The sequence below is a fragment of the Actinoplanes sp. CA-252034 genome (genome assembly GCF_050956125.1).
Taxonomy (GTDB): Bacteria; Actinomycetota; Actinomycetes; order Mycobacteriales; family Micromonosporaceae; genus Actinoplanes.
In genome coordinates this window covers 8,178,120-8,190,975 of record NZ_CP191846.1, presented here as the reverse complement: position 1 = coordinate 8,190,975, position 12,856 = coordinate 8,178,120, and the positions used below count along the sequence as shown (strand labels likewise).

Genomic DNA, 12,856 nt, shown 5'->3' with positions numbered 1-12,856 from the left:
TCTACAGGCGCGCGCTGATCACCGGGGCGAGGCGGTCGGTGATCGCCTGGTGGCCCTTGTCGTTGGGGTGCACCGAGTCGCTGAGGCCGTCGGAGGGCAGCCAGCCGGTGGTGTCCACGTAGTACACCGCGGTGTCCCCGGCGCTGTTGCGGGCCTGCACCGACGCCTGCGTCTCGGCGGCGTACCGGCCGATGAACGTGCGCAGGGCGAAGATCTTGGCGTTCGGGAAGGTCGAGCGGATCCGGGTGAGGAAGGCGGTGTAGTCGGCCTGGAAGCTCGGGCCGGTCACGCCGTGGCTGCGGTCGTTGGTGCCCAGGTTGATCACCACGGCGTCGGCGGTGTAGCGCTTGAAGTCCCAGGCGGTGGTGCCGGCCTGGCCGCCGCTGGCCATCCAGTAGCGGGTCTCGTGCGCCCAGCACCCGTCGGCCGTCTCGGACAGGCACATGCCGCCGATCGCGATCTGGGTGTGGTGGTGGCCGAGCCGTTCGCCGGTCCTGAAGCCGTAACCGGTGACCGCCAGTCGGCTGCTCGTCGTCCCGGCGGTGATCGAGTCGCCGATGAACTCGATCAGCCTGCTGCGGGCGGGCGCCTTGACGGTGGCCGCGCCGGCGTCGAGGGTCAGGCCCTGGAAGACGGCGTCGCCGGTGTACGAGCCGGCCACCTGCCGGTAGCTGACGATCAGGGTGTGGTTGCCCGCGGCGAGTGCCGTGGGCGTCAGGTTGATCGTGCCGGAGCCCTTGAAGGCGGTGAACGGGCCGCCGTCGATCGAGGCCCACAGGTCGACGGTGTTGCGCTGCCTCAGCTTGACGGTGCGCCCGGTGAAGCCGGTCCGCAGGTACGCCCCGGCCCAGTACGGCACGTAGGCCGAGGCGTTCGTGGTGTTCCAGCGCCCGACGAAGTCGATGTGGGGATCGCCCGGGGTGCCGTCACCGGCCGCGGCCCGGGCGGGTGCCGTCGCGGCGAGCGCGCCGCCGACGACTGCCGCGACGATCAGCGCGGCTGCGCGCAGACGACCTCGCATGACGACCCCTCTCGCCGGGAGCGCTCCCAGTCAGGGTCGTATCGTCACCTGCGCGCCTATCGATGTCAATCAATGCATGACGGGTGCCCGGCGCGCCGGCGACGGCCGCGTGGACAGGCGGTGCGCGGCGGAATTAGCCAGGTACGCGGCCTTCGACGGCGCCCGTGCCGGGATGGTGACCGGCCCGGCCGGTGACGGCGGGGGCGCGGGCTGTGCCGGCGCGGGCGCCGCTTTTCGCCGGCGGCGCATCCAGCGCAGCGCCGCGGTGATCACGAACAGCGGCCGGCGGGTCAGGGAAACAGAGGCGATCCTCATGGGTACGGCTACCTTCCGTCGACGGTTCAATGAGAAGACTGGAAAGAACCGTAAGCCGTTTTGGCTCTTTCAGTAATCGCTCGGAAGGGGCAACCGGAAGTGGATCTGTGCGTCGTGGCCTGCGATGTCACAACAGATCCGAATAATTCTCATCGTCGCAGGTGAAGCTGGGTCCGGGGCTTTCTACGAGACTCCTCCACGGTTCGTACTAGCCCATTCGGATAATCCACCGACGAAGGCTTCCTGGGCTATTCCTGAGCGCCGCTCGAGCGCTATACGGTGACCCGCGCCGCCGAGACATGATTCCGGCTTCCGACGAAAGACCGAGGACTGACAAGTGTCGAATTCACGTCGAGCACCGTTCGCCGCCGCACTGGTCGCCGTAGTGGCCGGCTCCATAGGGCTCGCCTCCACGATGAGCGCCGGAGCGGAGGAGGTTCCGGACCCGGCGCCCAGCGTCAGTGTCGAGTCCTCAGCGCCGCCCGCCGAGCCCCCCGCGCCGGAGGAGTCCGAGGAGCCCGAGCTCAGCCCACCACCGACGCTGCCCTGGGGGCAGGCGCCGACCGACCTCGACACCGGCTCCGACGGGGCCAGCAGCCAGGAGCTCGGGTCGGCCGGCCTGGACGCGGCCGCGCCCGAGGACGAGACCGGAGAGGGCCTCGGCGAGTACGCCCCGAAAGGGCGCTCCTCCCGCACCGGCGTCCTGGGGTCGACGTCGACCGAGATCGTCCCTCCCAAGCCGCCGGCGGTGAACCAGGCGAAGCAGGCCAACCAGGCGAATCAGACCGTCCTTTTCCACTACAACGTCGGTTCCCAGGCCGCGGTTACTGACGGCGCCTATGCCAACTTCACCATCAGCAAGCCCAGCCTCGCCCTCACCGACTTCCACTCCCTCGCCGAGCTGGCCGTGCAGTCCAGCAGCGGAAACCAGATCGTCGAGGTCGGGTGGAACGTCGACCGGCTGGTCAACGGCGACTCCGATCCCCACCTGTTCGTCTACCACTGGGTCAACGGCGTGCCCGCCTGCTACAACGGCTGCGGCTTCGTCCAGTACAGCGCGAACATCAGCCCCGGTGACACGCTCCCGCAGAACGCGACCAAGCGGCTCGGCATCCAGTACTACGACGGCGCGTGGTGGATCGCCTACGACACCGAGTGGGTCGGCTACTTCCCGGGCTCGCTGTGGAGCGGCAACTTCACCCAGAGCGGCATGATCCAGGCCTTCGGCGAGGTGGCCGGCATCAGCCTGCTGCCCTGCACCGACATGGGAAACGGCATGAACGGCTCCTCGAACAGCTCGTCGGCCCGCATCGGCAGCGTCAGCTACATCAACGGCCCCGCCGTCGACCTGTACGTCCGCAGCACCAGCCCCTACTACGACGTCGCCAAACTGAGCGGCCGGACCTTCCGCTACGGCGGTGACGGCGCCTGCTGACCCGGCCGGAGGACCGATGCCCGCTCCGATCCGGGAGCGGGCATCGGGGGCCGGCCACCCCGGGCGCAGGCTTGCTACGTTCGGGTGGGTGAGAGCCGTCGTCCACGATCGGTACGGGCCACCCACGGTGCTGCGACTCGAGGAGCTCCCCACCCCGGCGCCCGCCGCCGGCCAGGTGCTGATCCGGGTCGCCGCCACCTCGATCAACCTCAGCGACTGGGAGACCCTGCGCGGCTCCCCCCTCTACTCCCGGATCGGCGGCCTGCGCTCCCCGGCCCGCCCGGTCCTCGGCTCGGACATCGCCGGACGAGTGGAGGCGACCGGTCCCGGCGTCACCCGCTTCCGGCGCGGCGACGAGGTCTACGGCGACAACCTCGCCCGCAAAGGCGGTTTCGCCGAGTACGCCGTCGCCCCCGAGCACGTGCTCGCCCACAAGCCGCCGGAACTCGGGTTCGCCGAGGCGTCCACGATCCCGCAGGCCGGAGCGATCGCACTGCAGGGCGTGGCCGGCGCCCGGCCCGGGCAGCGTGTCCTGATCAACGGCGCGGGCGGCGGGTCCGGGGCCTTCGCGATCCAGATCGCCAAGCACGCCGGCGCCGAGGTGACCGGCGTCGACAACGGCGACAAGCTCGACTTCATGCGCACGGCCGGCGCGGACCACGTGATCGACTACCGGCGCGACGACTTCACCCGTACCGGACCGTACGATCTGATCCTCGATCTCGTCGCCCATCGCTCCGTCCTCGCCTACCGCCGGGCGGTGGCCCCCGGCGGCCGTTATCGCTGTGTCGGCGGATCGACGCGGACTCTGCTGCGCGTGCTGGCCCTGGGCCGGCTCACCGGCCGCCGCCTCGGTGTGCTGGCGGTCAAGGCGGGCCCGGCGCACTTCACCCCCGTCGCCGACCGGTGTGTGGCCGGTGACCTGGCCGTCCACATCGACCGCACCTTCACCCTCGATCAGGTGCCCGAGGCGCTGGAGCATGTCGGCACGGGCCGCGCCCTCGGCAAGGTCGTGATCATCCCGCGACCGGAGAAGTGAAGCACAGTGAACTATTCTCTTGTCGTCCGATAGGGAATGGCCGGGGAGACAAGACATGCTGGGACGCACTCGAAAGGCGGCGCTGCTCGCGGCCGCCATGACGCTGGCCATCGCCGGCTGCGCCAAGGAGGACACCGGCGGCACCACCGCGACCGGTGTGCCACTGATCAAGACCGGGGCGCTGACCACCTGCACCCACCTGCCGTATGCGCCGTTCCAGTCCAAGGACACGGCCGGCAAGGTGGTCGGTTTCGACGTCGCGCTGATCGACCTGGTCGCCACCAAGCTCGGCGTCACCCAGGAGATCGTGGACACGCCGTTCGAGGGCATCAAGTCCGGCGCCGACCTCAACTCCGGCAAGTGTGACGTCGCCGCGGCCGGCATGACGATCACCGACGAGCGCAAGAAGGTCCTCGACTTCTCCGACCCCTACTTCGACGCCACCCAGGCGCTCGCCGTGGTCGCCGGCAAGCCGGTCAAGACCCTCGAGGAGCTCGTCGGCAAGCGCCTCGGCGTGCAGGGCGGCACCACCGGCGAGGACTACATCAAGGCCCAGGTCGCCGAGAAGAAGCTCGACATCGAGGTGGTCTCCTTCAAGGACCTGGCGGCGCTGCAGCAGGCGCTGGCCACCAACCAGGTCGAGGCGGCCGTCAACGACCTGCCGGTGTGGAACGAGTACATCAAGGCCAACCCCGGCAAGGTCGCCGTCGCCGCCGGCTTCGACACCGGCGAGCAGTACGGCTTCGCCGTCAAGAAGGGCAACTCGGCGCTGCTCAAGGCGGTCAACGAGGCCATCGGCGCCGCCAAGTCCGACGGTACGTACGACAAGCTCTACGCCACCTGGATCGGGGACAAGCCCGCCACATGAGCCTGAGTCCACGGCGCCGGCGGCAGATCTTCCGTGTCGCCGGCTACGTCCTGTTCACCGCGGCGATCGTCGCCGTGGCCGCCGCCGCCGACTGGGGGCGCCTGTCCGAGGCGTTCCTCCGGCGCGACGTCGCCGGGAGCATGTTCCCCGAGGCGATCACGGTGGCGTTGCGCAACACGATCGTCTACACCCTGCTGGCCTTCGTGTTCGGCCTGACGCTCGGGCTGCTGCTCGCGCTGATGCGCCTGTCGTCGATCCTGCCGTACCGCTGGTTCGCGACCGCCTACATCGAGCTGTTCCGGGGACTGCCGGCCCTGCTCGTGCTCTTCATGGTCGGGTACGGCGTACCCCTGGCGTTTCCGGACCGCGAGATCCCCGGTGGCGTCTACGGGTCGGTGACCGTCGGCCTCGGCCTGACCGCCGCCGCCTACATGGCCGAGACCATCCGCGCCGGCATCCAGGCCGTCCCGAAGGGACAGCTGGAGGCCGCCCGCACCCTCGGCATGTCACACCCGCGCGCGATGATCTCGATCATCCTGCCGCAGGCGTTCCGGATCGTGATCCCGCCGCTCACCAACGAGATCATCCTACTGACCAAGGACACCTCCCTGGTGTACGTGCTGGGCGTCACGTCGACGACGATCGAGCTGACCAAGTTCGCCGGCGACAGCCTCAACACGCGGGTCAACCCGACCCCGCTGGTGGTCGCCGGACTGCTCTACCTGGTGATCACCCTGCCCCTGTCGCAGCTGGTCCGCGGGCTGGAGCGCCGCGCCGGAAGGGAGAGGTGACATGCCGGCCATCGAGATCAGCGGCCTGCACAAGTCGTTCGGCGCCCTGGAGGTGCTGCGCGGCATCGACCTGGCCGTCGAGCCGGGCGAGGTGGTCTGCGTCATCGGGCCCTCCGGCTCGGGCAAGTCGACGCTGCTGCGCTGCGTGAACCTGCTGGAGGAGCCGACGTCCGGCTCGATCCGGGTCGCCGGGACCGAGGTCACCGACCCGGACTGCGACATCGACGCCGTACGCCGCGGTATCGGCATGGTGTTCCAGCAGTTCAACCTGTTCGGCCACCTGACCGTGCGGGAGAACGTGACGATCGCCCAGCGGCGGGTCCTCAAGCGCAGCCGCGCCGACGCCGCCCGCATAGCCACCGCCAACCTGACCCGCGTCGGTCTGCTCGACAAGGCCGACGCGTACCCGGCGCAGCTCTCCGGCGGGCAGCAGCAGCGAGTCGCCATCGCCCGCGCCCTGGCCATGGACCCGCAGCTGATGCTCTTCGACGAGCCGACCAGCGCCCTCGACCCGGAGCTCGTCGGTGAGGTGCTCGCCGTGATGCGCGGGCTGGCCGCCGAGGGCATGACCATGCTCGTCGTCACGCACGAGATGGCGTTCGCCCGCGAGGTCGCCCACCGGGTCGTGTTCATGGACGGCGGCGTGATCGTCGAGCAGGGGCCGCCGGCCGAGGTGTTCGGCTCGCCCCGCGAGGAGCGCACCCGCACGTTCCTGCACCGGGTGCTCGAACCGGCCCGCGTCAGTGAGAACGAGATCGGCGCCGAACGCAAGGAGTGACGGGCAACCTGAGACGGCCGTCGCGCGAAGCGGCGGCCGTTGAGCCTCTCTCCCAGCCCTCGCCGTACCCCCCACCGCATACCCATGGCGGAAAGGGTGAGGCAGATGGCTACAAAGAGTAGGCGTGTCGTGCTGTTCGGCATCAGTGCGGCGGTCGTCGTCGCCGGGGCGGTGGTGACGCCCCAGGCGTTCGCCGCCACCAACCCGGGCTTCGGCCGATTCGGGTTCTTCGGCTCCCGCAACAACGCGGGCGCCGGCAACAACGCGGGCGCCGGCAACAACGCGGGCGCCGGCAACAACGCGGGTGCCGGCGACTGCACCGACGTGCAGCTCGTCTTCGCCCGCGGCACCGGCGAACCGCAGGGCCTCGGCATCGTCGGGCGCCCCCTGGCCCAGGCACTCGCCTCCGAGCTGCCCGGCCGGACGGTCAGCTCGTTCGCCGTCGTCTACGCGGCGGCGTCCAACCAGCGCAGCGCCGGCCCCGGCGCCACCAACATGAGCCAGCACATCGCGTCGGTCGCCGCCGCGTGCCCGGACACGCAGTTCGTGATCGGCGGCTACTCCCAGGGCGCCAGCGTCACCGACATCGCGATGGGCATCCGCGGCGCCGGCACCGCGGGCGAGGCGATCGACGCCGATCTGACCGACCGGGTGTCGGCCGTGGTGGTCTTCGGCAACCCACTGGGCCTGCAGCGGCGCACCATCGCCGGCAGCAGCGCCGAGTTCGGCCCGAAGGCCAAGGAGTTCTGCAACAACGGCGACCCGGTCTGCGGCGGCGGCAACAACTTCGCGGCCCACCTTGCCTACCCGCGCAACGGCACGGTCCAGCAGGGCGCCGAGTTCGCCGCCGGGCGGATCACCGGTAGCTGACAGTGGGTTTCCGGCGTTTCTCACCGGGCACTCCCCACCCATGTTCCCAGCGGAGAACCTGCGTGACTGGCGCGGTGAGAACGTCGTCGACCCCGACGGCGACAAGATCGGCGACCTCGAGGCCGTCTACGTCGACACCGTCGACGACGAACCGGCCTTCGCCACCGTACGGGTCGGCTTCATCGGCCGGCACCGGCTCGTCTTCGTCCCCCTGGCCGGCGCGACCGTGAGCCCCAAGGCGGTCCGTGTGCGCTACGACAAGAAGCTGGTCGGCGCCGCGCCCGGCATCGACCTCGACGGCGAGCTGGCGGCCACCGACGAGCCGGGGGTCTTCGCCCACTACGGACTGCCGTACCAGGCGGGACTCTCCGGCGCTCGGCGGCTCGCACGCCGCTGAGACGCCTCCTATGTGACTTCCTCACCGCGATGCTGCTCGTGTCGGACGACACGGCCGCGGATGTGCGGCCGTGTCGTCCGGGCCCTGGAGATCAACGAGATCCTCGCGGCCAAGGGGTTCGTGCACACGCGGGTCGAGCCGGTCGCCAACCCGAACCGGTTCTTCCCCGGCACCACCACCCCGCGGTGCAGGCCCACTCCCGGATCGGCCGCACCCTCTTCGACAACCTCCCGGCCCCCTCGGCGACCGCCCGCGGCGCGGCGCCGCGTACCGCCCCGAAGCCGTTTCACCCGGTGAGCGGCGGCTGACGCAATGCGACCCGGCGGCCGCGCCGGTCAGCACTTACGATGGGCGTCGATTCGCGGGAGGCGCAGGGTGAGTGCTGAGGTGTTCCGACGGCCGCCACGTCAGGCGGGGCCTCCGCCACCGGGTGCGGAGATGCTGCTCGAGTCGCGGGACCATCTGCGGTTCCTCGCCCAGCAGCGGACCGCCCTGCTGTGGCGGCATCCGGAGCCGGACGCGCTCGCGTCGATCGCCGCCTCGCCGCGGATGTGGGAGCGGCGGCCCGGCGACGACGACTTCGCCGAGGTCCGCATCGCCGTCGACGGCCACCGGCTGCCGGCCGGCCTCGTCCTTCCCGAGGCCGCGCCGGCCACCACCGGGCCGCTGCCGGGCCTGCCGGTCGCGGTCCGGCTGCCCGCCTTCCGCCGGCTGCTGCTGCGCGGCGACCGGGAGCCGGTGACCGGCCTGGCCCGGGCCCTGCTCGCCCAGGTCGCCACCCTGCACGCCCCCGAAGATCTGCGCCTGGCCGTGGTCGCCTCCCCCGAGCGCCGGGCCGGCTGGGACTGGGTGCTGTGGCTGCCCCACACCCACGCCGACGCGTCCGGCGGCCGTCTCGTCTTCGACACCATGACCGAACTCGATCAGGCTCTCCACGACGCCTCCACCCCTCTGGTGGTCGTCCTCGACGGCGCCGACCGGCCCGCCGAGATCCCGCAGACCATGACGGTGGTCGAGCTCTCCGGCCCGCCGACCGAGGATCAGAATCCGAGGTGGTACGAGGACGCGCGCTCCCTGCTGCGACTCGACGTCTCCCCGTCGTCCCTCACCGTCGACACGGGCCCCTGGCCCACCTCGCTGGGCCGCCCCGACACCCTGACCACGATGCAGGCCGAGCGCACGGCCCAGGAGATCGCCCTCAACCGTCTCGGCGACCCCACCGGGACCGTCACCGACCAGCCCCCGCCGGTCCACGACGCGCTGCCGCCCGCCACCGACCGGCTGCCGTCGGCCCCCGACGTGCCGCTCACCGACGACCCGTCGCCGCCGGCCACCGACGCGGTGCCGCCGGCCCACGACTCGCTGTCGCCCGCCGCCGACTCGCTACCGCTCGCGCATGACACGTTGGCGCCCGCCGCCGACTCGCTACCGCGCGCGCACGACTCGCTGTCGCCCGCCGCGGACTCGGTGCCCGCCCCGCACCTCTTCGACCAGGCGCCCGCCGTGCCCCTGCCCGAGCAGCCGCCCCGGCCGGTGCTGCGCAACGAACTGTCCGACCTGCTCGGCTTCGACGACCCGGCCACCCTGGACCCGGCGGCCGTCCGCAGCCACCACCACGGCCCGCGCATCCCCCTCGGCCTCGGCCCGGACGGCGACGTCGTGGAGCTCGACCTGGACACCATGGGCCCGCACGGTCTCGTCGTCGGCGCCACCGGCTCCGGCAAGAGCGAGCTGCTGCGTACCGTCGTCACCGCCCTGGCCGTGACCCACCGGCCCGAGGACCTCACCTTCGTGCTGGTCGACCATCGGGGCAGTGCCACCTTCACCGTCTTCGAGAGGCTGCCGCACATCAGCGCGGTCCTGGGCCACACCGGTGAGCCGGCCGCGGCCGCCCGCCTGCGTGACGGCCTCGCCGGTGAGCTGGCCCGCCGGGAGAGGGCGCTCGACGACGGTGTCCCGCTGCCGCGGCTGCTGGTGGTCTGCGACGAGTTCACCGAACTGCTGGAGCAGAAGCCCGACCTCGTCGACCTGTTCACCGAGATCGGCCGGACCGGGGCGGTGCTCGGCGTACACCTGCTGCTGGCGACGCAGCGTCTGGAGGAGGGCAGCCTGCGTGGCCTCGACGCCGACCTGTCGTACCGGATCGCGCTGCGCACCTTCTCGGCCGTCGAGAGCCGGATCGCCCTGGGCGTCCCCGACGCCTACGATCTGCCCCGCCTGCCGGGTGCCGGCCTGCTGAGGGCCGGCGACGGCCCGCCCACGCCGTTCCGCGCCGCCTACGTCTCCGGTGACCACCCCGGCGGCGACGACCACGACCGGCGCACCGTCGCCGCTCTGATCGTCGACCGGCTCGCCGCGGACGGGCGGCCCGCCCACCAGGTGTGGCTGCCCCCGCTGACCGACCCGTCCAGCCTCGGCGATCTGCTCGGTGACCTGCGCGTCGTCGAGGGCCGGGGCCTGGTCGCCGAGGGCTGGCCGGGCGCCGGGCGGCTGACCGTTCCGCTCGGCGTCGTCGACCGGCCCTTCGACCAGCGCCGTGACCCGTTCGTCCTGGAGGTCGGCAACCTGGCCGTCGCCGGCGGTCCGCAGTCCGGCAAGAGCACCCTGCTGCGTACCCTGATCGGCGCCCTGGCCCTCACCCACAGCCCGCGCGAGGTGCAGTTCTTCTGCCTCGACTTCGGCGGCGGGGGACTGCATCGCCTCGACGGGCTGCCACACCTGGCGGGCGTCGCCGGCCGCACCGAGGGCGACACCGTGCGCCGCATCGTCGCCGAGGTGGCGCAACTGATCGAGGATCGCGACGCGAGACGGATCGACTCGATCGCCGCCTACCGGCGCAGCCGGGCGTCCGGTGAGGTGACCGACGATCCCTTCGGTGACGTCTTCCTGGTCATCGACGGCTGGGCGACGTTGCGCCGCGACTTCGAGGAGCTGGAGCAGGCCGTCATCGAGATGGCCCTGCGCGGTCCAGGACTCGGTGTCCATGTGGTGATCAGCGCGAACCGGTGGGCCGATATCCGCGCGGCCATGCAGCCGCTGTTCGGCGCCCGGCTCGAACTGCACCTCGGTGAGCCGGCCGACTCGGTCATCGATCGCCGCGCCGCCGCCGACGTCCCCGCCGGCGCACCGGGCCGTGGCCTGACCCCGGACCGGCTGCACTTCCTCACCGCCCTGCCGCGCATCGACGGATCGACCGACGTGTTCGACATCGCCGAGGGCGTCACCGACCTCGCCGGACAGGTCAAAGCCGCCTGGCCCGACGATCCGGCACCCCGCGTCCGGCTGCTGCCCGCCCTGGTCCCGGCGGCCGACCTGGCCGGCGCCCCCGGCCTGCCGATCGGCCTGAACGAGGCGACCCTGACGCCGGTCTCGCTCGACCCGGCCGCCGACCGGCACCTGGTGATCTTCGGCGACGGCGAATGCGGCAAGACCAACCTGCTGCGCCTGATCGCCCGGGCCGTCGTGGCGACCCACTCGCTGTCCGAGGCCCGGCTCGTGCTCGTCGACTACCGCCGTGGCCTGCGCGGCGCCGTCGAAGGCGAGCACCTGCTGGTCCACGCCACGACCAGCCAGCACCTGGCCGACAACATCGAGTCGATCCACGCCGCCATGTCCCGGCGGCTGCCCGGTCCCGACGTCACCGCCGAGCAGCTGCGCAACCGCAGCTGGTGGGCCGGCCCCGAGCTGTACATCCTGGTCGACGACTACGACCTGGTCACCGCGGGCGGCCACAACCCGCTGGGCCGGCTGGCCGAACTGCTGCCGTACGCCCACGACATCGGCCTGCACCTGATCATCGCGCGACGCTCCGGCGGCGCCGGCCGGGCCATGTACGAGCCGCTGCTGCACCGCCTCCGCGAGCTGGCCGTCCCCGCGCTGATCATGTCCGGCGACCGGGAGGAGGGTCGCCTCTTCGGCAGTGTGCGACCCGGCCCACAACCACCGGGCCGCGGCTTCCTCGTCCGCCGCAGCGACGACGTCACCCTGGTCCAGACGGCCTGGAGCGATCCGGGCACCCCGGCATAGCGAGACTGGAACCGATCAAAGTAGCCCCCTCCCGTAGCGCAATGCCGATGCATGTGGTTCGATTTGCAGTGAAAGGCCGGGCATCTTCCCCCGTGGATGCCCGGCCCTTCTCATGCACCGGGAGGCACCGACCGTGACAGTCCCCGGCGACCTCCTCGCAGGGCTCACCGAGAACGCACCACCCCGCCGCGCCGAGCTCCCCGACGGATCCCCGGTGTGGCTGGTCACGCGCTACGCCGACGTCCGCGCCCTGCTCGCCGACCCGCGCCTGTCGGTCGACAAGGCCAACGGCGACGGCAGCTGGCGCGGCTTCTCCCTGCCGCCCGCGCTCGACGCCAACCTGCTCAACATGGACCCACCGCACCACACCCGGATCCGGCGGCTGGTCTCCCAGGCGTTCACCCCACGCCGCGTCGAGAGCCTGCGCCCGCTCATCCAGCACACCGCCGACACCCTGCTCGACCGGTTGGCCCTCCGCGCCCCCACCGCCACCGCCGCTACCTCCTGTGTGGAGCGGCGCGACGTGCCCGACACGCCCGGCGGTGATGAAGTCGATCTGGTCCGCGACTACGCGGGCCCTCTGCCGGTCACCGTCATCTCCGACCTGCTCGGCGTCCCCGAGGCCGACCGTGACGACTTCCGGTCCTGGACCGACACGATGCTGCTCCCACCGGCGGGCGACCGGACGGCGGCGGCCCGCGCGATCGGCGCCATCCACACCTACCTGCAGCAGCTCATCGCCGCCAAACGGGCCGCACCCACCGACGACCTGCTGTCCGCGCTGATCGCCGCCCGCGACGACGGCGACCGCCTCGGCGAGGACGAGCTGACCTCCCTGGCCTTCCTGCTGCTGCTCGCCGGATACGAGAACACCGTGCACGCCATCGGCACCGGCATCCTCACCATGCTGCGGCATCCCGGCCTGCCCCTCGACGTCGAGGAACTGCTGCGGTACGAACCACCCGCCACCGTGCTGCTGCGCCGCTTCCCGACCGAGGACGTCGAGATGCCCGGCGCCGTACTGCCCCGGGGGAGACCGTGCTGCTGGTGCCCGGGGCGGCCAACCACGACCCGGACGCCTTCACCGGCCCCCGCGAGGTCCGCCCCGGGCGTGCCGCGGGCCACCTCAGCTTCGGCCACGGCATCCACTACTGCGTGGCCGCGCCGCTGGCCCGCATCGAGCTGGAGATCGCCATCGGCACCGTGCTGCGCCGCTTCCCCGCTCTCCGGCTCGCCGTCCCCGCCGCCGACCTGCCGTGGCGGCCGTCTTTCCGGGCCCGGGGCCTGGCCGCTCTCCCGGTCCTGCTCACCTGACG

12 protein-coding genes and 1 pseudogene are annotated in these 12,856 nt (G+C 71.9%); 11 read left to right on the top strand and 2 right to left on the bottom strand.

Features of this window, described 5'->3' with window-relative positions; translation table 11 throughout:
* Window position 1: 1 nt before the first annotated feature.
* Window positions 2-1,021, bottom strand: a complete 1,020-nt coding sequence (locus ACQPZW_RS37145; protein ID WP_433790677.1) for a GDSL-type esterase/lipase family protein — start codon at window positions 1,019-1,021, stop codon at window positions 2-4.
* Between the two features lie 69 nt (window positions 1,022-1,090).
* Window positions 1,091-1,336: a hypothetical protein gene (locus tag ACQPZW_RS37140; protein WP_433790676.1), complete on the bottom strand. Its 246-nt coding sequence runs from the start codon at window positions 1,334-1,336 to the stop codon at window positions 1,091-1,093.
* Window positions 1,337-1,673: 337 nt separating this feature from the next.
* Here ACQPZW_RS37140 and ACQPZW_RS37135 point away from each other — a divergent pair, with 337 nt between their 5' ends.
* The 11 genes and pseudogenes from ACQPZW_RS37135 to ACQPZW_RS37085 all read left to right on the top strand — a co-directional run bounded on the left by ACQPZW_RS37135 (window position 1,674) and on the right by ACQPZW_RS37085 (window position 12,854).
* A complete protein-coding gene (locus tag ACQPZW_RS37135) occupies window positions 1,674-2,771 on the top strand; it encodes a neprosin family prolyl endopeptidase (protein WP_433790675.1) in 1,098 nt (365 codons plus the stop codon).
* 88 nt (window positions 2,772-2,859) lie between these two features.
* Entirely contained in the window at window positions 2,860-3,810 is a 951-nt protein-coding gene (locus tag ACQPZW_RS37130; RefSeq protein ID WP_433790674.1) for an NAD(P)-dependent alcohol dehydrogenase, read from the top strand.
* 55 nt (window positions 3,811-3,865) lie between these two features.
* Window positions 3,866-4,678 carry a basic amino acid ABC transporter substrate-binding protein gene (locus ACQPZW_RS37125; protein WP_433790673.1) on the top strand — a complete coding sequence of 271 codons (813 nt, stop codon included), beginning with the start codon at window positions 3,866-3,868 and terminating at the stop codon, window positions 4,676-4,678.
* Window positions 4,675-5,469 carry an amino acid ABC transporter permease gene (locus ACQPZW_RS37120; protein ID WP_433790672.1) on the top strand — a complete coding sequence of 265 codons (795 nt, stop codon included), beginning with the start codon at window positions 4,675-4,677 and terminating at the stop codon, window positions 5,467-5,469. Before ACQPZW_RS37125 ends, ACQPZW_RS37120 begins: the two co-directional genes overlap by 4 nt.
* A gap of 1 nt (window position 5,470) precedes the next feature.
* Entirely contained in the window at window positions 5,471-6,247 is a 777-nt protein-coding gene (locus ACQPZW_RS37115; RefSeq protein WP_433790671.1) for an amino acid ABC transporter ATP-binding protein, read from the top strand.
* Window positions 6,248-6,352: 105 nt separating this feature from the next.
* Window positions 6,353-7,117, top strand: coding sequence for a cutinase family protein (locus tag ACQPZW_RS37110; protein ID WP_433790670.1), 765 nt, complete (start codon window positions 6,353-6,355; stop codon window positions 7,115-7,117).
* A 40-nt stretch (window positions 7,118-7,157) separates the two neighbouring features.
* Window positions 7,158-7,514, top strand: coding sequence for a PRC-barrel domain-containing protein (locus tag ACQPZW_RS37105; protein ID WP_433790669.1), 357 nt, complete (start codon window positions 7,158-7,160; stop codon window positions 7,512-7,514).
* Between the two features lie 185 nt (window positions 7,515-7,699).
* Complete coding sequence (locus ACQPZW_RS37100; protein WP_433790668.1) at window positions 7,700-7,822, top strand: hypothetical protein; 123 nt, start codon at window positions 7,700-7,702, stop codon at window positions 7,820-7,822.
* Window positions 7,823-7,952: 130 nt separating this feature from the next.
* Window positions 7,953-11,540: a type VII secretion protein EccCb gene (gene eccCb / locus ACQPZW_RS37095; RefSeq protein ID WP_433790667.1), complete on the top strand. Its 3,588-nt coding sequence runs from the start codon at window positions 7,953-7,955 to the stop codon at window positions 11,538-11,540.
* Window positions 11,541-11,652: 112 nt separating this feature from the next.
* Window positions 11,653-12,402, top strand: a pseudogene (locus ACQPZW_RS37090) (hypothetical protein); the annotation flags it as partial.
* 176 nt (window positions 12,403-12,578) lie between these two features.
* Window positions 12,579-12,854 carry a cytochrome P450 gene (locus ACQPZW_RS37085; RefSeq protein ID WP_433790666.1) on the top strand — a complete coding sequence of 92 codons (276 nt, stop codon included), beginning with the start codon at window positions 12,579-12,581 and terminating at the stop codon, window positions 12,852-12,854.
* Window positions 12,855-12,856: the final 2 nt, after the last annotated feature.